The organism is Nocardia sp. CY15, assembly GCF_009829295.1.
GTDB lineage: Bacteria > Actinomycetota > Actinomycetes > Mycobacteriales > Mycobacteriaceae > Nocardia > Nocardia sputi.
On the sequence record NZ_VUOT01000006.1, the window covers coordinates 25850 to 46398 of the forward strand.

At 69.4% G+C, this 20549-nt stretch carries 21 protein-coding genes and 1 pseudogene; 17 read left to right on the plus strand and 5 right to left on the minus strand.

Going from position 1 to position 20549, the window contains the following annotated elements:
• Nucleotides 1–2: 2 nt before the first annotated feature.
• On the minus strand, nucleotides 3–806 hold the full coding sequence (locus GVY39_RS10010) for a GntR family transcriptional regulator (RefSeq protein ID WP_159922905.1): 804 nt from the start codon (nucleotides 804–806) through the stop codon (nucleotides 3–5).
• Nucleotides 807–1165: 359 nt separating this feature from the next.
• Here GVY39_RS10010 and GVY39_RS34325 point away from each other — a divergent pair, with 359 nt between their 5' ends.
• Nucleotides 1166–1477, plus strand: a complete 312-nt coding sequence (locus tag GVY39_RS34325; RefSeq protein ID WP_223518746.1) for a DUF4254 domain-containing protein — start codon at nucleotides 1166–1168, stop codon at nucleotides 1475–1477.
• Between the two features lie 52 nt (nucleotides 1478–1529).
• On the opposite strand, the gene GVY39_RS34330 is transcribed toward GVY39_RS34325, so the two are convergent.
• Nucleotides 1530–4877 (minus strand): AAA family ATPase, encoded by a 3348-nt coding sequence (locus tag GVY39_RS34330; protein ID WP_236565386.1) that lies wholly within the window; start codon nucleotides 4875–4877, stop codon nucleotides 1530–1532.
• 512 nt (nucleotides 4878–5389) lie between these two features.
• Here GVY39_RS34330 and infA point away from each other — a divergent pair.
• The 8 genes from infA to truA all read left to right on the plus strand — a co-directional run bounded on the left by infA (nucleotide 5390) and on the right by truA (nucleotide 10317).
• Complete coding sequence (infA, locus tag GVY39_RS10025; RefSeq protein WP_003418601.1) at nucleotides 5390–5611, plus strand: translation initiation factor IF-1; 222 nt, start codon at nucleotides 5390–5392, stop codon at nucleotides 5609–5611.
• A 148-nt stretch (nucleotides 5612–5759) separates the two neighbouring features.
• Nucleotides 5760–5873, plus strand: coding sequence for a 50S ribosomal protein L36 (gene rpmJ / locus GVY39_RS10030; protein ID WP_011207363.1), 114 nt, complete (start codon nucleotides 5760–5762; stop codon nucleotides 5871–5873).
• Between the two features lie 247 nt (nucleotides 5874–6120).
• Nucleotides 6121–6492 carry a 30S ribosomal protein S13 gene (rpsM, locus tag GVY39_RS10035; RefSeq protein WP_039795645.1) on the plus strand — a complete coding sequence of 124 codons (372 nt, stop codon included), beginning with the start codon at nucleotides 6121–6123 and terminating at the stop codon, nucleotides 6490–6492.
• 9 nt (nucleotides 6493–6501) lie between these two features.
• Nucleotides 6502–6915, plus strand: a complete 414-nt coding sequence (gene rpsK, locus GVY39_RS10040) for a 30S ribosomal protein S11 (RefSeq protein ID WP_039795647.1) — start codon at nucleotides 6502–6504, stop codon at nucleotides 6913–6915.
• Nucleotides 6916–6935: 20 nt separating this feature from the next.
• Complete coding sequence (rpsD, locus tag GVY39_RS10045; protein WP_159922909.1) at nucleotides 6936–7541, plus strand: 30S ribosomal protein S4; 606 nt, start codon at nucleotides 6936–6938, stop codon at nucleotides 7539–7541.
• Nucleotides 7542–7658: 117 nt separating this feature from the next.
• Nucleotides 7659–8717 carry a DNA-directed RNA polymerase subunit alpha gene (locus GVY39_RS10050; protein WP_039796155.1) on the plus strand — a complete coding sequence of 353 codons (1059 nt, stop codon included), beginning with the start codon at nucleotides 7659–7661 and terminating at the stop codon, nucleotides 8715–8717.
• A gap of 92 nt (nucleotides 8718–8809) precedes the next feature.
• Nucleotides 8810–9340, plus strand: a complete 531-nt coding sequence (gene rplQ, locus GVY39_RS10055; protein ID WP_159922911.1) for a 50S ribosomal protein L17 — start codon at nucleotides 8810–8812, stop codon at nucleotides 9338–9340.
• A gap of 107 nt (nucleotides 9341–9447) precedes the next feature.
• The gene (truA, locus tag GVY39_RS10060; RefSeq protein ID WP_159923188.1) at nucleotides 9448–10317 is read left to right on the plus strand and encodes a tRNA pseudouridine(38-40) synthase TruA; all 870 of its coding nucleotides are present in this window, start codon (nucleotides 9448–9450) and stop codon (nucleotides 10315–10317) included.
• Between the two features lie 155 nt (nucleotides 10318–10472).
• Here the strand turns inward: truA and GVY39_RS10065 are convergent.
• A pseudogene (locus tag GVY39_RS10065) lies at nucleotides 10473–10904 on the minus strand (Hsp20/alpha crystallin family protein); the annotation flags it as partial.
• A gap of 173 nt (nucleotides 10905–11077) precedes the next feature.
• Between GVY39_RS10065 and GVY39_RS10070 the strand changes: the two are divergent.
• The 5 genes from GVY39_RS10070 (at nucleotide 11078) to GVY39_RS10090 (ending at nucleotide 16586) form a co-directional block, all read left to right on the plus strand.
• Nucleotides 11078–11911 (plus strand): LLM class F420-dependent oxidoreductase, encoded by an 834-nt coding sequence (locus tag GVY39_RS10070; protein WP_159922913.1) that lies wholly within the window; start codon nucleotides 11078–11080, stop codon nucleotides 11909–11911.
• Between the two features lie 177 nt (nucleotides 11912–12088).
• Nucleotides 12089–13501: an MFS transporter gene (locus GVY39_RS10075; protein WP_223518744.1), complete on the plus strand. Its 1413-nt coding sequence runs from the start codon at nucleotides 12089–12091 to the stop codon at nucleotides 13499–13501.
• A 46-nt stretch (nucleotides 13502–13547) separates the two neighbouring features.
• Nucleotides 13548–14207 (plus strand): response regulator transcription factor, encoded by a 660-nt coding sequence (locus GVY39_RS10080; protein WP_159922915.1) that lies wholly within the window; start codon nucleotides 13548–13550, stop codon nucleotides 14205–14207.
• A 28-nt stretch (nucleotides 14208–14235) separates the two neighbouring features.
• Nucleotides 14236–15657, plus strand: a complete 1422-nt coding sequence (locus GVY39_RS10085) for a sensor histidine kinase KdpD (RefSeq protein ID WP_159922917.1) — start codon at nucleotides 14236–14238, stop codon at nucleotides 15655–15657.
• Complete coding sequence (locus tag GVY39_RS10090) at nucleotides 15654–16586, plus strand: TAXI family TRAP transporter solute-binding subunit (RefSeq protein ID WP_159922919.1); 933 nt, start codon at nucleotides 15654–15656, stop codon at nucleotides 16584–16586. Before GVY39_RS10085 ends, GVY39_RS10090 begins: the two co-directional genes overlap by 4 nt.
• Before the next feature lie 5 nt (nucleotides 16587–16591).
• Here GVY39_RS10090 and GVY39_RS10095 read toward each other — a convergent pair whose 3' ends face one another.
• Nucleotides 16592–16915, minus strand: a complete 324-nt coding sequence (locus GVY39_RS10095; RefSeq protein WP_159922921.1) for a metal-sensitive transcriptional regulator — start codon at nucleotides 16913–16915, stop codon at nucleotides 16592–16594.
• A gap of 222 nt (nucleotides 16916–17137) precedes the next feature.
• Between GVY39_RS10095 and GVY39_RS10100 the strand changes: the two genes are divergently transcribed.
• The gene (locus GVY39_RS10100; protein ID WP_159922923.1) at nucleotides 17138–17947 is read left to right on the plus strand and encodes an S-methyl-5'-thioadenosine phosphorylase; all 810 of its coding nucleotides are present in this window, start codon (nucleotides 17138–17140) and stop codon (nucleotides 17945–17947) included.
• A 172-nt stretch (nucleotides 17948–18119) separates the two neighbouring features.
• On the opposite strand, the gene GVY39_RS10105 is transcribed toward GVY39_RS10100, so the two are convergent.
• Nucleotides 18120–18962, minus strand: a complete 843-nt coding sequence (locus tag GVY39_RS10105) for an NAD(P)H-binding protein (protein WP_159922925.1) — start codon at nucleotides 18960–18962, stop codon at nucleotides 18120–18122.
• Nucleotides 18963–19273: 311 nt separating this feature from the next.
• On the opposite strand from GVY39_RS10105, the gene GVY39_RS10110 reads away from it, so the two are divergent.
• Together GVY39_RS10110 and GVY39_RS10115 are read left to right on the plus strand one after the other, a co-directional pair.
• Nucleotides 19274–19834 (plus strand): NADPH-dependent FMN reductase, encoded by a 561-nt coding sequence (locus GVY39_RS10110; RefSeq protein WP_159922927.1) that lies wholly within the window; start codon nucleotides 19274–19276, stop codon nucleotides 19832–19834.
• 118 nt (nucleotides 19835–19952) lie between these two features.
• Nucleotides 19953–20543 (plus strand): hypothetical protein, encoded by a 591-nt coding sequence (locus GVY39_RS10115; protein ID WP_159922929.1) that lies wholly within the window; start codon nucleotides 19953–19955, stop codon nucleotides 20541–20543.
• The last annotated feature ends 6 nt before the right edge of the window (nucleotides 20544–20549 follow it).

Below are 20549 nucleotides of genomic sequence, written 5' to 3' on the forward strand. Positions count from 1 at the left end.
GGCTAGGCCGGACCGGACCCGTGGGAGTTGGCAAGCGTCGCCCGAATTATCGCGGTGCCTTGGGCATCGCCGAGTTCGTAGGCGAGCCGATTGCCGGTGGCCAGCGAACGATGCCGGGTGGCACGGGTGACGCGCTCGTGCGTGGCTCCGATGCGCAGATGGTCGAGCAGGATGGTGCCGGTGGCGACGCCGAGCACCGAGGCCTCCTCCGCACTGGCCGGACGAGCGACCAGAGTGTCGCGGTGCGCGGTCTCGGCATGGCCGCGGTCGGCGAGGCGGCGAGTGGTTCCCTCCGGAATGTCGTGCGGGGAGTCGATTCCCGTGGCCTCGGCCAGGTCTCGGGGATAGAAGCTGACCTCCCATGACCACGGTTCGTGATCGAGATACTGGACCACGGTCCTGGCCAGTACCCAGGAATCCGGCGGTATGCCCAGCCACGACGCGACCTCGGGACTGGCCGGCTCCATTCTCGCGCTGAACTCCTTCGACGGCTCCCGGCTCGCGGCCCGCGCGATCTCCTCGAAGATGTCGTGCGGGGTCTGCGGCCGGTCGGGGCGAATGGAGTCGGTGACAACGGATTCGAGAACCTCTTGGTTTCGAACGATCGTCCCGCGGGAAGTTGCTGTGTAGACCAAATTCTCGGTCACCAGCACCTGGATCGCGTTGCGGGCGGTGGTTATCGAGACCTGCATCTGATCGGCAAGCTCGGAGTGACTGGGCAGTCGATCGCCCGGCTTCCACTTGGCTGCGCGGATCTCCTCGCGGAGGAGGTCTGCGATCCGGTGATACGTCGGACCGTCCGCCATCTTGCTCCTCGGTTGGTCGTGCAGGTAACGAAGTGTACTCTTCGTGACTCCCTACGGCCGGGTAACGCTTGACAGGGGCCTTCAGAGGTTTATTGTAATGAACGTCCTGATCCGGTGTTGTGCGGCGATGACGGCGAGGCAACGTGGCAGGTTCGGATACAACGGTCGTAATGGCCCTTCCCGGCACACCGAGGTGTGTCGATCCCTCGGTGCGCTCTTCGGCGCCGGGATTGCTTCCCACGTCCGACCTATTGGTCCGGGCGTGTCGCGGGCACCGTGTGGTCGGTGGTCCGCTCCTGTGGTTCGCTCGCGATCTGGCAGTGCTACACGAGCGTCGCCTGGTCGGCCGTGGTGGTTCGGTGGATACCGCCGTGGCGGTGGTTCGCGAAATCGAGCGTCGCAGAGTCGAATTGGTGATGGCCATCGACGACTGGGTGATGCGCAGCGTGCCGCAGCATCGGCTCGGTGCCACTCTGCACACCGAAACGGTGGGCGCGGTGATCGATCGCCTGGCCGAGTCCTCGGTGCGCGCGCACCACGCGTTGATGACGCTGAACGCGCACGACGAGCTGCTGCACAACGCGTGGCATCATCTCGCCGAACTCGCCGACGCCTACGACGATCTGGTGCGCGACGTCATGGCGGGCAGGCGGCGTCTGCCCGAGTGGTGAGCGGCTGATCCGCTCGCCCTTCTTGCCCGCCGGGCCACGGCCCCGGCGGGTATCACGGGTGATAACGGCGGTGATCGGTGGCGAAGTCGTCCGCGACGGTCGCCGCCAGCTCGACGTAGGCGCGCTTGGTCTGCTTGTGCAGCCGGTGCAGATCGATTTCGGCGCCCTCGGACATGTGCGGGTCGAACGGGATGATGTGCACGGCGCGGCACCGGGACAGGAAGTACTCCCGTAGTTGCTGGATACCGACATTCGGCGATCCGGCGCGCGGAGAGTTGATCACCACCACCGCATTGCGCACCAAGTGGTCGTGACCGTGCAGCGACAACCAGTCCAACGTCGCGGCGGCGCTGCGGGCTCCGTCGATCGCGGGGGAGGAGATCAGCACCAGCGAGTGCGCCAGGTCCAATACCCCGGACATGGCCGAGTGCATGAGTCCGGTACCGCAGTCGGTGAGGATGATGTTGTAGAACCGCTGCAGAATTCGGGCGACAGCGCGGTACTCCTCCTCGCTGAACGCCTCCGACGCGGCCGGATCGCGTTCGCTGGCCAGCACTTCCAGGCGGCTCGTCGCCTGTGAGGTGTGCCTGCGCACATCCGAATAGCGCTGGATGGACGAGTCGAGGAGCAGGTCGCGCACGGTGGACCTGGTCTGTAGCGGCACCCGCTGCGACAGCGTGCCGAAATCGGGATTGGCGTCCACCGCGATCACCCGGTCGCCCCGGATGGAGGCGAAGATGGAGCCGATACCCATTGTGGTGGTGGTCTTTCCGACACCACCCTTGAGCGAGAGCACCGCGATCCGGTAATCGCCGCGGACCGGCTGCCTGATCCGCGCGACCAGTTCTTGCAGCCTGCGTTCCTCGGCGGACATGCCGGGGTTGATCGCGCCGCCGGACACGTGATGCACCGCCTTGCGCCACCCGGAGCCCGGCGCCTTCTTGGCCCGCCGCAGCGGCACGTTGTCCAGCGAAGGCTGGAACGGCACGCCCGGCTGCTGGGCCTGCGGTTGCGCGTAGCCCTGCGGCGTGCCCCACTGCGGGCTTGCGTGCGGGGCGGGCTGGGCGTGGGGCTGCTGATCGGCCTGGTACTGCGGAGGCGCGGAATACGGCGCCACCGGGGCGGATTCGGGCGCGGCGACCGGTTCGGCGGTGTTGCGCCACTGATCGGCGGGGGCCTGCGGTGCGGTACCCGGCAGCTGCCCACCCGCGAACTGTGGCGGGTGACTGGCGTGTTCACCGATCGGCGCGTGTGGTGCCGGCTGCGGATCGCCCGCGTAGGCGGGGCCCGGCCGGTGCTGAGGTACCGGCTGCTGGTCGAAGTCAGGCGCCGGTGCGATCGGCGCCTGCGCAGCAGAGGAGGCGCTCGTCTCGGCAGGCAGCCGGTGTCGTCCGCCGCCCACTGGGCGCGCCGACGCGGAATCGGCTCCGGCCGTGCTCGTCCAACTCGGCGCCGTGAAACCCGGATCAGGCTGCGGGAGAACCGGAGCAGGTTGCGCGGGAACCGGACCAGGTTGCGCGGGCGGAGGGCCGACAGGGCCGACCAGGTTCACAGGACCAGGTTGCGCGGGAACCGGGCCAGGTTGCGCGGGAACCGGATTCGCCGCCCCGGCCGTCTTCGGTCGAGCGGTGAACGTGGTCGGCTGCGCGGCGATATCCGGTGTAACCGGAGCGCCGGTCGCGGAGGCGCTATCGGGGGCGGGCAGCACCGGACCGACCGCACCCTGTTCGGTGTGCGGAGGGGGCACGGACGCGGCCGGTTGCGCGGCACCGAGATCCGCGGGCTGCGGGTTCGACGCCGGTCCGCGGTCGGCGGGCAGCCGCGGTGCCTGCCCCGAATGCTCGACGGGCACTCGGCCGCTCTGTGCGGCGACTTCGTTCGGCACAGGCGGAAGTCCGGGTCGGCCCGGCTGACCGGTTTGCTCCGGTGCGGTGTGACCGAGCCAGGGCGGCGGACCGTCCGCGCTGCGCGGCGGCGGGCGGTGCTCGTCGTCGGTCGGCGCGACGTGTGCCCGCTCGTGCGGCGCGGGCGGATCGGGTAGCGGCGGGAGACGCCGAGGCGGGTCCGTCGCGGGTGCCTCGTTCTGCTCGGGCCGCGGCGCCGCGAGCCAGGGCGGCGGACCGCCGGAATCCGCGACGGTGGGACCGGATGGGCCGGCCTGCGTTGCGGGCGCGGGAATGCCACCTGCGGACGGCCGTGCGGATGGCACATGGTGCGCCACTGCGGGATCGTCTTCGGCGGACGACGTTACCGGGCCGGGATCTGCGGGGCGGTCTGCCACGGGCGTCCGTCCGGCATCCATCGTGGATGCGGCGCCGATCGTATCGGCTGCGGGGCGCTCTCCGGATTCCGCAGCCGCCGACCTCGGGTGGTCGGCTGCGGACGATGGCACTGCGGGGTGTCCGCCGTCTACCGGCGCAGTGGGCGTGTGGCCGCTGGACGGAGTCGGCGGCTGGTTGCCGGTCGGCCACGTCTGATTCGGACCGCTCGGCGGGATCTCCCGCTGCTCGGCAACCGGCGCTGCCGCGGTGTTCCTTGTCGTGTCCGTGCCCACCGGTGGTGCGAAGGGGTGGTTGCTCGGCGACGCGGATTGGCTGCTGGGCGACGCGGATTGGCTGCTGGGCGCGGACTGGTTGTTTGGCGGCGCGGCCGCAGGCCAATGGTTCGGCAGCACGGCCGACAGCGCGGCGTCGAGCCGAGGGTTGCCGGTGGATGGCCATCCGCCGTTCTGCGGCGCGAGCGGAGGGCGGGTGGTGCCCGCGTCCTGGCCGGGCGCGCTCTCGCCGCGGGGCGGCCGGGCCTGCTCGTCGGTCGGCATCGGAGCGGACCTCTCACCGTCCGGCTGCCGCGGCGGGACGGGCAGTGGCGGCGGGGGCGGGAGATCCGGCCTGCGGGCCTGCGGAGGCGCGGGCTGATCGTTGCGCACGGACGCGTCCGCGGGCCTGCTGCCCAGCGGCTGGAATCCGGGAGAGGGCTGCGAGGGGTTACGGGTGGGCAGGCCGCGCTGCGGCGAATTGTCGCGCGGGGGTGGCGCCTGCCACGTGTTCTCCTGCTCCGGCGGTATCCGGTCGTAGCCGGTGGATGGCATCTGACCCGGTACGGGCTCGACCGGCGCAGGCATCGGCGCGCGGTTCGGCTCGCTCTGCCGCGGTTGCTCGTCGGAGGGTCCGTCGTGCTTGTCGCGGCGCCAGCCCTTGCGGCGCTTCTCCGGCCGCGCGGCCTCCGGGCGTTCCGCCTCGGGTGCGCGATTCTTGAAACGTCCGCGTCTGCGGCCGAGGGATTCCTCGATGAGTTCCTCGTGCGGGAGGTTCTGCACCGGCGCTTCGTAGCCGCTCTGTGTGACGTCGCTCTCCGACAGCCACGGCGGCAGCATGGGAAGGCCGTCATTGCTACGGCTCACGGCTGCGCCTCGCTGCGGCTCGGTGTGCCGATGACTCGCTCGCTGCGTTCACTCACGACTTCCCTCGCTGCTGCTCGGCTCGGTCGTGGCCAGGGGCGCACTGCCGGTGACTCGCTCGCTACGCTTACTCACACGGCCTCGCCTCCCTGCCGCTCGCTCGGCCCAGACCGAGGGCGCCTCCGCCGGTGCCTCGCTCGCTGCGCCGGCTCACGCATCCCCCTCGATCTGCTCGACCCAAATACCTGGACAGCGGCCAGTTTACGCGACAACCCGGTCCCGTCGCGGCGCAGGACCAGACGCCCGCCACCGGTGGGAAGGCGGCTGCGAAACGGCAGGCGACACGGGTATACAGGGAGGCATTTTTGCCCGAACGGGAACGGGTCGGTAAGCTGGAGCGGCGGTGCACCTATGCGCCGCCTGTTTGTGTGCGAGCGGTCCGCTCAGGCGACCGGTCCATCCGAGCAGAACCAGGCAAACAAACCAGGTTGAGTGTAACCGGGATCGCGGAGGACATGGCGAAGAAAGACGGGGCCATCGAGGTCGAGGGTCGGGTTGTCGAGCCGCTGCCCAATGCGATGTTCCGGATCGAGCTCGAGAACGGGCACAAGGTTCTCGCGCACATCAGCGGGAAGATGCGGCAGCACTACATTCGCATCCTCCCCGAGGACCGTGTGGTCGTCGAGCTCTCGCCCTACGACCTGTCGCGTGGCCGGATCGTTTACCGCTACAAGTGATCGCGCCCGGCGCGATCGGGTCGGCGCGGCCGGTTGTCCCGGCGTACGCCGGGACCGAGTCGAAACGACTCACCACAGAGCTTCCCCAGTCGCCGACTGGGGAAAAACTGTGTTCACACCCGTGTGAACCACAACAGATTGGACGGACGTGAAGGTTCAGCCGAGCGTCAAGAAGATCTGCGAGAAGTGCAAGGTGATCCGCCGTCACGGCCGGGTCATGGTGATCTGCGACAACCTGCGCCACAAGCAGCGCCAGGGCTGAGCGGAGGCGAGGGAGACCTCGCTTCACCCGCCCGAGGCATGCCGACGGCGCCGCTCGACGCAACACCAGCCAAGCACCGAACCGCAGTTCGGATTGGCAAGAAGAACTCCCAGCACCAGCCGCACGCTGCGGATATCAGGGTTCGCCCTGGGGCGTGCGCGCCTACCACCGGTTCGGAGGCCGGTGCCCCACAAGACGAGGGGACGGACAGGGAGCAGACCTCCGCAACGATTAAGGAAACTGCCAGATGGCACGTCTCATGGGCGTCGACCTCCCGCGCGAGAAGCGCATGGAGATCGCACTGACCTACATTTTCGGCATTGGCCGTACCCGCTCCAAGGAGATCCTCGAGGCCACCGGCGTCAGCCCGGACCTGCGTTCGAAGGATCTCAGCGACGACGATCTGACGAAGCTGCGTGACTACATCGAGGCTTCCGAGTTCAAGGTCGAGGGTGACCTGCGCCGCGAGGTGCAGGCCGATATTCGCCGCAAGATCGAGATCGGCTGCTACCAGGGTCTGCGCCACCGTCGTGGCCTGCCCGTCCGTGGCCAGCGCACCAAGACCAACGCGCGCACCCGCAAGGGCCCGAAGCGCACCGTCGCCGGCAAGAAGAAGTAGGGATAACCGATGCCTCCGAAGAGTCGGGCCGCGGGCCCGAAGAAGACCCAGAAGTCGCGTCGCAGGGACAAGAAGAACGTCCCGCACGGCAACGCACACATCAAGAGCACGTTCAACAACACGATCGTGTCGATCACCGACCCGAACGGCAACGTCATCTCCTGGGCGTCGTCGGGTCACGTCGGCTTCAAGGGCTCGCGCAAGTCGACCCCGTTCGCCGCGCAGCTCGCCGCCGAGAACGCCGCCCGCAAGGCGCAGGAACACGGCGTCAAGAAGGTCGACGTGTTCGTGAAGGGCCCCGGTTCGGGCCGTGAGACCGCGATCCGCTCGCTGCAGGCCGCGGGCCTCGAGGTGGGCACGATCTCCGATGTCACCCCGCAGCCGCACAACGGCTGCCGTCCGCCCAAGCGGCGTCGCGTCTAGCGGGAAAGGAACAGCGAACAATGGCTCGTTACACAGGCCCCATCACCCGCAAGTCGCGTCGTCTGCGCGTCGACCTCGTCGGAGGCGACCAGGCGTTCGAGCGTCGCCCCTACCCGCCCGGCCAGCACGGCCGCGCGCGGATCAAGGAGAGCGAGTACCTGCTCCAGCTGCAGGAGAAGCAGAAGGCCCGCTTCACCTACGGCATCATGGAGAAGCAGTTCAGCCGGTACTACAAGGAGGCCAACCGCCTCAAGGGCAAGACCGGTGACAACCTGCTGCGTCTGCTCGAGACCCGGCTGGACAACGTGGTGTACCGCGCCGGTCTGGCCCGTACCCGCCGTCAGGCTCGCCAGCTGGTCTCTCACGGCCACTTCCTGGTGAACAACAAGAAGGTCGACGTTCCCAGCTTCCAGGTCACCCAGTACGACATCATCGATGTCAAGGAGAAGTCGCTGGGCACCCTGCCGTTCCAGGTGGCGCGTGAGACCGTCGGCGACCGCCCGGTTCCGGGCTGGCTGCAGGTGATCCCGGGCCGACTGCGGATTCTGGTCCACCAGTTGCCCGAGCGCGCCCAGATCGATGTGCCGCTGCAGGAACAGCTGATCGTCGAGTACTACTCGAAGTAATACTTCGACGAGTACAGCACTGTGCTGCTGGTGCGTGGTCGCCCGACATGGGCGGCCACGCACAACCCCTGAGACGAGGCGTCAAATAGCGGGCGCCCAAAAAGGAGGATGATCCCCATGCTGATCTCACAGCGTCCGACGCTGACCGAAGAGGTCGTCGCCGAGAACCGGTCGAAGTTCACCATCGAACCGCTCGAGCCGGGCTTCGGTTACACCCTCGGCAACTCCCTGCGGCGTACCCTGCTGTCCTCGATTCCGGGGGCCGCGGTCACGAGCATCCGCATCGACGGCGTCCTGCACGAGTTCACCACCGTTCCCGGCGTGAAGGAGGATGTCACCGACATCATCCTGAACCTCAAGGGCCTGGTCGTGTCCTCGGAGGAGGACGAGCCGGTCACGATGTACGTGCGCAAGCAGGGCCCGGGCACCGTCACCGCCGGTGACATCGTCCCGCCGAGCGGTGTCGTGGTGCACAACCCGGACATGCACATCGCGACCCTGAACGACAAGGGCAAGCTGGAGATCGAGCTCGTCGTCGAGCGCGGTCGCGGCTACGTCCCCGCCGTGCAGAACAAGGCCTCCGGTGCGGAAATCGGCCGGATCCCGGTGGATTCGATCTACTCGCCTGTGCTCAAGGTGACCTACAAGGTCGAGGCCACCCGCGTCGAGCAGCGCACCGACTTCGACCGTCTCATCCTCGACGTGGAGACCAAGAACTCCATCAGCGCACGGGACGCGCTCGCTTCGGCGGGCAAGACCCTGGTCGAACTCTTCGGCCTGGCTCGTGAGCTGAACGTCGAAGCCGAGGGCATCGAGATCGGCCCCTCGCCGGCCGAGGCGGACCACATCGCCTCGTTCGGACTGCCGATCGAGGACCTGGACCTCACCGTCCGGTCCTACAACTGCCTCAAGCGCGAGGGTGTGCACACCGTGGGCGAGCTGGTCGCCCGCACCGAGTCGGATCTGCTGGACATTCGCAACTTCGGCCAGAAGTCCATCGACGAGGTCAAGGTCAAGCTGCACGCGCTGGGCCTCTCGCTCAAGGACAGCCCGGCGTCGTTCGATCCGTCCAGCGTGGTCGGCTACGACGCGAGCACCGGCACGTGGAGCGACAGCGGCACGTTCAGTGACACCGATGGCGGCGAGCAGGACTACGCCGAGACCGAACAGCTCTAGGCCGCCGGGGGAGGCGCCCCGGCCCGGCCTCGCGCCCGCGGCGTAAGCGACGCGCCCGGGAGCGCCGAGAAAAGACACAGGAGAACATCACAATGCCCAAGCCCAAGAAGGGTGCCCGCTTCGGCGGGTCGGCGTCGCACCAGAAGGCGATCTTCGCCAATCTGGCGACGGCGCTCTTCGAGCACGGCCGGATCACCACCACCGAGGCCAAAGCCAAGGCCGTGCGCCCCTACGCGGAGAAGCTGATCACCAAGGCGAAGGCCGGCACCCTTGCCGACCGTCGCGAGGTGCTGAAGGTGATCCGCAACAAGACCGTCGTGCACGAACTCTTCGCCGAGATCGGCCCGTCGTTCGAGGGGCGCGAGGGTGGCTACACCCGCATCACCAAGACGCTGCCGCGCAAGGGTGACAACGCGCCGATGGCGATCATCGAGCTGGTCCGGGAGAAGACCGTGACCAACGAGGCCGATCGCGCCCGTCGCGTCGCGGCGTCGAAGCAGGCGGAGGAGGCTCCGGCCGCCGAGGTCGTCGAGGCGCAGGCCGACGAGGCCGCCACCGAGACCGCCGAGGCCGAGGCTCCGGCCGCCGAGGAGCAGCCCGCCGAGGAGAAGAAGGACGCCTGACGCTGAGCGTCGGAGTTTCACGTACGAGCCCGCCACCCGCACTGGGTCGGCGGGCTCGTTCGTTTCGACCGGAGGATCATGTGACCGTGGAGGAATCGGTGGGATCGATGTCGGACCGGCCGCGCGAGGACACGCCCGGCGAGCCCGTGACCGGCCTGTCCCGGGTCCGGCTGGACATCGCCTACGACGGCACGGATTTCGTCGGCTGGGCGCGTCAGCCGGGTCTGCGCACCGTGCAGGGCGTGCTGGAGGACTCGCTGAGCAAGGTGTTCCGCGAGCCGATCCAGCTGACGGTGGCGGGCCGCACCGACGCGGGCGTGCATGCGGAGGGACAGGTCGCGCACTTCGACACCTCCGGCGAACTGGATGCGGGCAAGCTGGTGCACCGGATGGCGCGATTCCTGCCGAAGGACGTGCGGATCAAGGACGCGCGCCTGGCCGCGCCCGAGTTCGACGCCCGGTTCTCCGCCGTCCGCCGCCACTACGCCTATCGATTGACCACCGCACCGTACGGCGCGGAACCGCTGCAGGCCCGCGGCGTGGTCGCCTGCCGATCCGGCGTCGACGTCCCAGCCATGCGCGTGGCATCGCGGAAGCTGCTGGGGCTGCACGATTTCGCCGCGTTCTGCCGGCGTAGGGAGGGCGCGACGACCGTCCGCGAGTTGCAGCGCTTCGATTGGGTGCGCGACGGCGATCTGCTGGTCGCCTATGTCAGCGCGGACGCGTTCTGCTGGTCGATGGTCCGCAGCCTGGTCGGCGCGGTCCTCGCGGTCGGCGAAGGTCGCCGCACTCCGGAATGGGTCGCCGAGCTCTTGCGTGAGCGGGAGCGTTCCAGCTCGGTGACCGTCGCTCCCGCCCACGGTCTGAGCCTGATCGGCGTCGACTATCCGGCCGACGGGGAACTCGCCGCCCGCAACGCGCAGACCCGCGAGATGCGGTCGGTCCCGGTCCCGGACGCGGGTTGTTGCGGCGATTGAGAATGGGGACTACCCGCACCCGTGCTCGGGTGCGGGTGCGGGTGCGGGTAGCGACCCGGTCACTTGGATGACCCGGGGTATTGCTGCTGGGACTGTTCGGACTGCTGGGATTGTTCGCGCTGCGTCGGCGACAGTTGTTCGGTCTGCCTCGTCTGCGCTTCGATCGTCCTCGGCTCTTGGGATGCCCCGGAGATCTGGATGCGACGCGGCTTCGCGCGCTCCGCGATCGGGATCGTCACCGACAGCACGCCGTTGTTATAGGTCGCGCCGATGTTGTCGACGTCGACGTTCTCGCCGAGGGACAGCTGGCGCATGAAGGCGCCCGCGAAGCGTTCCGAGGCGATCCACTGGACGCCTTCCTCGCTCGGCACGGTGCGTTGCGCCCGCAAGGTGAGCGTGCCGTTGTCGACGCTGACATCGATCGAACCGGGATCGACGCCGGGCAGGTCCGCGTTCAAGACGTAGTGATCTCCCGCCTTGAACAGATCCATCGGCATGAATCGGGGTGCGCGAGCGGTTCCGGCGCTCTCACCGAGCAATTGGCGGGTGACGGTGTCGATGTCATGGAATGGATCGAATCTGAGCACAGCGATCACCTCCATTTCGTAGTGGTGACGCCTGCCACGGCGGCGGGCGCCGATAGCTGTGCAATTGCCACAGTAGCCCTCTTGGAGCGGCGCGGCACAGATCCGACGGGGGTGAGAAGCCCGGGATCCGTCCGCGCGGAATAGCCGCCCGCGAGCACATGTTGGGTCCGGACATGGCATTCGACAGTCTCGGGCGGTTCGGAGTGTGGCGGGCGTACAACGGGTTCAGCCCGGAGGACGCGCGGGAATTGGAGCAGCTGGGATACGGCGCGCTGTGGTTGGGGGCCTCGCCCCCGGCGGATCTGCCAGTGGTCGAACCACTGCTGGAGGCGACCGAAACGATCACCGTGGCCACCAGCATCGTGAACATCTGGGCGGCCCCGGCGAAGGAGGTTGCCGACTCCTATCACCGGATCGAGGCGCGCTTCCCCGGCCGGTTCCTGCTCGGCGTCGGCGCGGGACATCCGGAGCACACCGGCGAATACCGCAAGCCGTACGACGCGCTGGTCGAGTATCTCGACGAACTCGACGCGGCGGGCGTGCCCGCCGAACGTCGCGCGGTGGCAGCGCTGGGCCCGCGGGTGTTGAAGCTGGCCGCCGAGCGGTCGGTGGGCCCGCTGCCCTACTTCGTGCCGACGGCGCACACCGCGAAGGCTCGCGAGATCATCGGCCCGGACGCGGTGCTGGCGACTGAGCACAAGGTGGTGCTGACCGATGACGTCCGGGCGGCGCATACCGTCGCCGACGAGACCGTCGGGTTCTACCTGGGCCTGACCAACTATGTGTCCAACCTGCGCCGGTTCGGTTTCACCGACGCCGACCTCACCGTCCCGCCCGGCGACCGGGTGTTCGACGCCGTCGTCGCGCACGGCACGCCCGAGCAGATCGCCGACCGGCTGTCGGGGCACCTGCGGGCCGGCGCCGACCACGTCGCGGTGCAGATCCTCGGCGACAACTACCTACCCGCGCTGCGTACTCTCGCTCCGCTGCTCGCCGCGCGTTCCTGAGCATTCCGATTCGAGCCAACCCGGCCCCCGGCTTCCCGCCGGGGGCCGGCGATGTTTCGCCGCCGCGGCGATCGTCCTAAGGGACTGTTAGGAAGCGTCGAGAGCCGTTCCGAGAGCTTGTGACTGCCGACACACTGATCTGCGACGACGCGATGAGGCGTCGAAGAAGGAGATCTTGTGACTACGCCACAGCCACAGACACAGACACAGCCCGTGGGCGAGCGCCGGGTGGTCGCGAACGTTTTGCGCGGATCCATCGGCAACCTCGTCGAGTGGTACGACTGGTATGTCTACGCCGCGTTCAGCGTGTACTTCGCGAAGACGTTCTTTCCCAAGGACGACCCGACGGCGCAGCTGTTGTCCACCGCCGCCGTGTTCGCGGTCGGCTTCCTGATGCGCCCGATCGGCGGCTGGGCACTGGGCCGGTACGCCGACCGGTTCGGCAGGCGCTCGGCGCTGACCCTGTCGGTGACCGTGATGGCGGCCGGTTCGCTGATGATCGCCCTGACCCCCGGTTACCAGACCATCGGTCTCGCCGCTCCAGCCCTGCTGCTGGTGGCCCGGCTGCTGCAAGGCCTTTCGGTCGGCGGCGAGTACGCCACCAGTGCGACGTATCTGTCCGAGGTGGCTTCGGCGGGCAGGCGCGGGTTCTACTCGAGCTTCCAATACGTGACCCTGGTGGCCGGCCAGCTCGTCGCGCTGGGAGTGCAGATCGTGCTGCAGCAGTTCCTCGACGCCGACCAGATGAACGACTGGGGCTGGCGGATTCCGTTCGTGATCGGCGCCGCCGGGGCGCTGATCGTGATGTGGCTGCGGCGCGGCATGGACGAGTCCGAGCAGTTCCGCGCGGAATCCGGGCGGGCAGCGGAGCAGGGCGCGGCGGGTGGAGGACAGTCGCGTGGTTCGCTGCGCATCCTGTTGCAGTACCCGCGCGAGTGCCTGCTGGTCGTCGGGTTGACCCTGGGCGGAACCGTCGCGTTCTACACCTACACGACCTACATGCAGAAGTTCATGATCAACACCTCCGGCATCTCCAAGTCGACCGTCGCGTGGATCAATTTCGTCGCGCTGCTGGTCTTCGTGGTGCTGCAGCCGCTGGCGGGCGCGCTGTCGGACCGGGTGGGCCGCCGCAAACTGCTGATCTTCTTCGGTGTGGCGGGCAGCCTGCTGACCGTGCCGATCATGACCGTGCTCGCGCGCACCACCGATCCGGTCGCCGCGTGGGGCCTGATGATGGTGGCCCTGCTGATCATCACCGGATACACCTCGATCAACGCGATCGTGAAGGCCGAGCTGTTCCCGACGAAGATCCGCGCGCTCGGCGTCGGGCTGCCCTATGCCCTGACCGTCGCCATCTTCGGCGGCACCGCGGAGACGATCGCGCTGGCATTGAAGAAGGGCGGTCACGAGTCGCTGTACTTCTGGTACGTCGCGGGCTGCATCGCCATCTCGCTGGTCACCTACTACTTCATGCGGGAGACCTCGACCTCGTCGACGATCGACGCGCCCGAGCCCACCGCGACCGCCGACACCGGGTCCGGCGCCGCGGCGGCCGAGCCGGGACCTCCGTTGGTCACCGTGCGTGACTGACCGCCCGGCACACGCGCCGGTCCATCCCCTGTGGAAGGATCGGCGCGTGCGGCTTGCGGTGGTCGAGGACGACGACGGCGTGGGAGACGCGCTGGTCGAGGCGCTCAACGCCCGCGGTTACCGCGCCGAACGCAAGCGACGCGGCGCGGACCTGCTGATCGCGCATCGCGACTACGACGCGGTCATCCTCGATCTGGGCCTGCCCGACGGCGACGGTTTGCAGGTGCTGCGCCGACTGCGCGAGGTGAGCTCGGTGCCGGTGGTCATCCTGACCGCGCGCAGCGACGAACGGTCGATCGTGCGCGGCCTGCGTGGCGGCGCCGACGACTATCTGGTGAAGCCGCCGCGGATCGCCGAGTTGGTCGCGCGGTTGGAGACGGTGACCAGGCGGGCGGCCGCCGCGGCGCAGCAGGCGCAGACGGTGGTCGTCACCGGTGATGTGCGGGTCGACCTCGGCGCACGCGTGGTCGAGGTCGCGGGTGCACCGGTGCCGCTGACGCAGAAGGAGTTCGAACTGGTCGAGGCGCTGGTGGAACGACCGGGCGCGGCGGTGAGCAGGCAGCAGTTGATGGATCGCATCTGGGGCGACGCGTTCGTCGCGGTCTCGCGCTCGCTGGACGTGCACATGACCGGTTTGCGGGCGAAGCTGAATCGGCCCGGCCTCATCACCACCATCCGCGGATACGGGTACCGGTGGGGGGAGTGAGCGTGGTCCGGCGGTGCGGAGGTAGGTCATGCGGCGTCGCCTGCTCGTCGCGCTGACGGTGTTCGCCGCCATCGCGGTGCTGGCGTTCGCGGTGCCGCTGTCGCTGACCATCGCGACCAGCCGCACCCAGGCCTTGGTGCTGGCACGGTCGGGCGACGCCGACCGGTTCGCCACCCTCGCCGACAACGCCGTCACTGCGGGGGACAGCCGCGCGCTGGCCGACGAGGTGCTGCGCTATCACGAGCTCTACGGCGAGAACGTGCTGGTGGTCGACGCCAGGGGCGCGACGACGGTGAACGCGGGCGCCGACGTGAACGACCCCGGCATCCTCGCGGCGGTGGCGGCCGCGCGCCGCAATCAGCGCCCGCACTCGGTGGACAAGCTGACACCGTGGGGCGCGCCGACCATGCTGGTGGCGCGGCCGGTCGGCACCGGCGTGCAGGTGAACGGAGCCGTGGTGATCGAGGCGTCGACCGCGCGCGCCCGTGGCGACATCGCGCGGGCCTGGGCGGTGATCGTGCTCGGCGGCGTCGTCGCGATGGCGCTGTTCGTGCTGCTGGCGGTGACCATCGGCCGCTGGGTGCTGCGGCCGCTCGCGGCGCTCTCGCACGGCGTGGCGGAGTTGACCGCGACGCTGCCCAAGCCACGCGCAGGCACCGTCGCGCCGGTGTCGATCGCGGGCCGGTATGGCGGGCCGCCGGAGATGCGGGCGCTGGCGGAATCCTTCGACGCCATGGCCGCGGCCGTCGCCGATTCGGTGGACGCCCAGCGCCAACTGGTCGCCGACACCGCCCATGCGATGCGCAACCCACTGGCCGCCCTGACCATCCGGCTCGATTCCCTGGAGCCCGCGATCCCGGCGAGCGCGGCGAGCACCTTTCGCGGCGCCGGCGCCGAGGTCGACCGCCTGACCGCGCTGCTCGACGGCCTGCTCAGCCTGGCCGTCGCCGAGACGCCCGCGGCGTTCGACCTCGCTCGGACCGCCGAGGACGAGGACCGGTGTGACGCCGTGCAGGTGGTCGCCGACCGATTCGATGCCTGGTGCTCGGCGTTCGACTCGGCCGGGCAGCACCTGCGCGTCGCGCCGACGGTAGAGCGCGCCGATGTCGCGGTCCCGGCCGACGTGCTCGCTCAGATACTCGACGTACCGCTGAGCAACGCCACCCGCTACGCGGGGGCGGGCGCGCACACCGATCTGGTGGTCGAGACCGAGCCGGGCTGGGTCACGGTGAGCGTCCGCGACGACGGAGCCGGTGTTCGCCCCGACGAGATCGACAAGCTCACCACGCGTTTCTTCCGCGGTTCCGCGGCACGAGCAGGCGGCTCGGGGCTCGGCCTGCCGATCGCCGCGGCGTTGGCGCAGGCGCGCGGTGGCGTCCTGACCGTGGCGGCGGTGCGTCCGCACGGTCTCGCGGTGCGGGTGCGTTTGCCCGCGGGGGAGGCCCGATGAGCCGGGAAACGATCGTCCGTCGCGGCTTCGGTCGTCGCGGGTTCCTCGCGCTTGCCGTCGCGGCGGGTGTCGCGGGTTGCGCACCGCGCGGCGCCGGCGCGACGGTGCGGCTGGCTTCCGGCGAGGTGGGCGGCTTCTATCACGCCTTCGCCGGGTTGCTCGGCCTGGCCGCCGCGGCGGCCGCGGACGTGCGGATCGAGCGGGTCACCACCTCGGGATCGCAAGCCAACCTGGCGTTGCTCGCCCGCGGCGAGGTCGACGCCGCGCTCGCGCTCGTGGACTCGGTGCCCGACAGCGCCGATCGAGTGTCGGCGCTGGGGCGGGTCTACGAGAACTATCTGCAGTTGGTCGTGCGCTCGGACAGTTCGATCGGCTCGGTCGCGGACCTGCGCGGCGCCCGGGTGAGCCTGGGCGCGGCGGGGTCGGGCGCGGCGCTGACCGGTGCACGGATCCTGCGCGTCGCGGGACTGGATCCGGCCGCCGACGTGGCGATTTCGCATCGCCCGCTGCCGGAGGCGGTGGCCGCCCTGACCGCGGGCGAGGCGGACGCGCTGTTGTGGGCGGGTGGCGTGCCGACCGCACTGCTGGCGGTGCCCAGCCGGATGCGGCTGGTGGACATGGGCGAGCTGGCCGCGCCGATGCGGGAGTGGTTCGGCCCGGTGTACGACCGGGTCGCGATCCCCGCGGACGCCTACCCCGGCGGGGTCTCGGTGCACACCATCGGGGTGGCGAACCTATTGCTCGCCGCCGACACCATGCCCGAAGACGTGGCCGCCGCGATCGTCGAACTGCTGGTGTGGCACGCCGACGCGCTGGTCCCCACCGAGGCGGCGGGCACCCAGTTCCTCGACGGCCGGTCGCTGATCAGCACCGGGCCGATCCCGCTGCACCCCGGCGCGGCCGCGGTCTACCGCCGCTGGCACGGATAGCCCGCTCAGGATCGGACCAGGCGCGCGATGGCGTCGGTGGCTTCCTTGATCTTGGCTTCGGCCTCCGGCCCGCCCGCGACGGCCGCGTCCACCACGCAGTGGCTGATGTGGTCCTCGAGCAGGCCCATCGCCACGGCTTGCAAGGCTTTGGTCATGGCGGACACCTGGGTGAGGATGTCGATGCAGTACTTCTCCTCCTCGACCATCCGCTGCAGACCGCGCGCTTGGCCCTCGATCCGGCGCAGCCGCTTCAGGTAGTCGTCCTTCGCGGTGATGTAGCCGTGCGCCGAGTGGTCGGTCGCTGTGTGGTCGTGCGGGGAATCCGCCACCGATGTCTCCTCGCTGCCTGTCGGTCCCGCGAAGCGGGATCAATACCCCCCTAGGGTACAGTTTCCTGCCGGGATTGTCAGGTCCGGCGCCGCGCCGACCGCACGGCGCGGCAGGCTCGCGACCGGCCGGACCAGTCGGAGGACCGGTCCGGTACCGCCACGCGAGCAGCGTAACGCCGATCCCGGCGCGCGACGGACACCCCGGGACGAGACAATCGGGGTATGAGTTCGCACCCCCGGCCCGCGCTCGCCGTCATCGGCGGCAGCGGCTTCTACGATTTCTTCGACAACGAGGCGACCACCGTCGAGGTCGAGACACCTTATGGCGCCCCGAGCGCGGGTATCGCGGTCGGAGAAGTCGAGGGCAGGCCGGTGGCATTCCTGCCGCGGCACGGCAAGAACCACGAATTCGCACCGCACACCCTGCCCTACCGGGCGAACCTGTGGGCACTGCGCTCGCTGGGCGTGCGCCGGATCTTCGCGCCTTGCGCGGTCGGCAGCCTGCGGGCGGACTGGGGCCCCGGCACGGTCGCGGTCCCGGACCAACTGGTCGACCGGACTTCCGGCCGCCCGCAGACGTACTTCGGCGGCGGCGGCATCCACGTGTCCTTCGCCGACCCCTACTGCGAGGAACTGCGCGCCGCCGCCATCAAGGCCCAGTCCGACGCGCTGCGCATGATGCACGAGGCGACCATGGTCGTGGTCGAGGGACCGCGCTTCTCCACCCGCGCCGAGAGCCGGTGGTTCGCCGCGCAGGGCTGGGAACTGGTGAACATGACCGGTCACCCGGAGGCGGTGCTCGCCCGGGAACTCGAAATGTGCTATGCCGCAGTCGCTCTCGTGACCGATCTGGACGCCGGCCTGGAGGAGGGCGAGGGAGTGCACGCGGTCGACGTCTTCGCCGAGTTCAAACGCAACCTCGCACCGTTCAAGGAACTCATCCGCCGCGCGGTGGCCGCGGTGGACGGCACCGGCACTTGTGACCGGTGCCGCGTCCACGCGGGAGTGTCATTGCCGTTCGAACTGCCCTGAGCGCGCGGGTGCTGGTCACGAGGCGGCCGGGTCGCCCGGCGGGCACCTGCGCCGGGCGCTGCTCGCCGCGCGACATCGAGTGACCGAGGCGGCGACAGTGGCGGCCGCACAGGGCCTGGCCGAGTTCGCGGCCGCCGAGTTATACGTCACCCGGACGGCCGCGCGTGGTCGGTCAGCTCGGCGCCGTCGCGAATTCTTCTGCGTGAGCAGTCGCCCACTGCTCGAAAGTGCGCGGCGACCGGCCGGTCACCTGCTCGACGGTCGGATAGAGCGTCTCCTCGTCCAGCGTCCCCCCGACGAAGAAGCTGAGAAACGCGTCGACGTACTCCCTCGGCATGGTGGCGGCCAACTCGGCTTCGGTCTCCTCGTCGTCGAGTTCGCGCGCCACCAGCGGCCGGTTGAGCACCGCGCCGAGCACCGCGACCTGCTCGGCCGGTCGCAGCGCCTGCGGGCCGGTGAGCTCGAGCGCCTGTCCTTCCAACCCGTCCCTGATGAGCGCCGCGGCCGCGGCCGCCGCGATATCGGCGGGGTCGATCACTCCTGCCCGGATACCCGGGAACTGGACGCGGACAACGTCGCCCGAGGCCAATTGCGGCAGCCAGCGCAGCGCGTTCGACATGAACTGCCGCGGTCGCAGCAGAGTCCACGTCAGTTCGGATGCTCGCACCGCGTCCTCGGACAGCGCCATGTAGCGGGACACGGCATTGTCCATGTCCCGCAGCGCGGCCGAACCCCCGGACAGCAGCACGACCCGGCGTACTCCGGCCTTGTGCGCGCGATCCAGCAGATCCGGCAGGTCGTCGTAGCCGGGGAGCAGGAACATGCCGTCCACGCCGTCGAGGGCGTCGGCCAACGTCTTCGGTCGGTTGAGATCGCCGGTCACGGCCTCGGCGCCCGGCACGAGCGCGGCCTTGGCGGGATCGCGCACCAGCGCTCGCACCTGCTCACCCGCTTCGCTCAGAGTCCGCACCAGTTCCGCACCGACATTCCCGGTGGCGCCGGTTACCAGAATCATCCTGTCTCCGTGTTCGATCGACTGCCCGTCCGTCTCAGTTGCACTCCATTGCGCTCATAGGCACTGGCTTCGTCCCGTGGCGCTCGCGGCGCCGCGAGGAGATGGGCCTGTCGACCATAGGATATTCGGCAGGCTCGTCGGTCCGCACTCGCTCGTCAATGGCGGGAAGACAGCTCGTGCTCGGCGTTCGGTCGACCCGACGGAGTCGGTGGCTTCGGGTGGGTGCCCGTTGCCGACGGGAGCAGAGTTCACGGGGAGTATCCGAGCGCGCCGGGGGCTGGGGCGGTCAGGTCGCGAGTTAGGCTCGCGCGGTGGATACCCCGTTGCGGCTCGAGGTCATCGTGGCCAGTGTGCGTCCGGAGCGGTTCGCGCCGGTGGTCGCGGATTGGTTCCTGCGTACGGTGCGCGCTCGCCCCGAATTCGACACGGGCGTCATCGATCTTGCACACACACCGTTGCCGGTCGAGCTCACCGAGAACGAGCACACCACGGCCTATCGCGCGCGACTGCGCGACGCCGACGCGTTCGTCGTCGTCACCTCCGAGTACAACCACGGCTATCCGGCATCGCTGAAGACGGCGTTCGACACCGCGAAACACGAGTGGCGCGCAAAACCCATCGCTTTCGTCTCCTACGGGGGCCTGTCCGGTGGCTTGCGGGCGGTGGAGCAGCTGCGTCAGGTCGTCGCCGAGATCCACATGGTGTCGGTCCGCGAGACGGTCAGCTTTCACCAGGCCAAGAAGCGGTTCGACGAGGCGGGGGACACTCGCGACGGCGCCGCGATCGATGCGGCGGACCGCATGTTGCGCCAATTGGCCTGGTGGGCCCGCACGTTGCGAGCCGCCAGAAGCGCCGACCCGTACCCAGGCTAGCCGCGATGACGCCCGGCTCGGCGGGTGGGCCTGACGTCGAATCGGTAAGTTCGGTCGATGGTGACACCCGCGGCCTCTCGACCCGAACCGCGCGCTCTGCCACAGGAGGCACGACTCGATGACCACCCCCGAACACAACGACGAGCTGCGCCGTCAGGGTGAACCCGCTCGGACCGCATCCCGGTGGTGGCGCGTGTCGGTCGCGGTGATCACACTGTTGGTGAGCCTGTGTTGCGTAGCGACGCTGTGGTTGCTGATGTCGGACGCCGCGTTTCCGTATCTCGTGCTCGCCGGCTGGGCGCTGGTGCTGCTGGGCGCGCTGTGGCTGGTGATCGGGCTGTTCGGTGCGATCCGCTACCGCCGCTACCTGCGGCTACTCCTCGCGCCCGGCGCGGTCGCACTGACCTGCGCGCTGGCGTGGGCCGACCTTCCCGAGGACTTCGGATGGCGGGTTTCCGCCGGCAGTCTCGAACGCCTCGCAACCAGTTGCGACGCCTCGGCCCACGGCCGGTACGGCGTCTACACCATCACCTCGGTGGTAGAACGCGACGACGGCTGCCTGCTCTATACCGACGGAGGCCTCATCGATCCCGTCGGATTCGCCTATTTCCCACACGGCGCACCCAGACAGGGCCCACCCCGCTCCGACGGCGACGTCGGCTACACGCCCCTCGAAGGCAGCTGGTACCGGTTCGTCCAACGGTTCTGAATCATG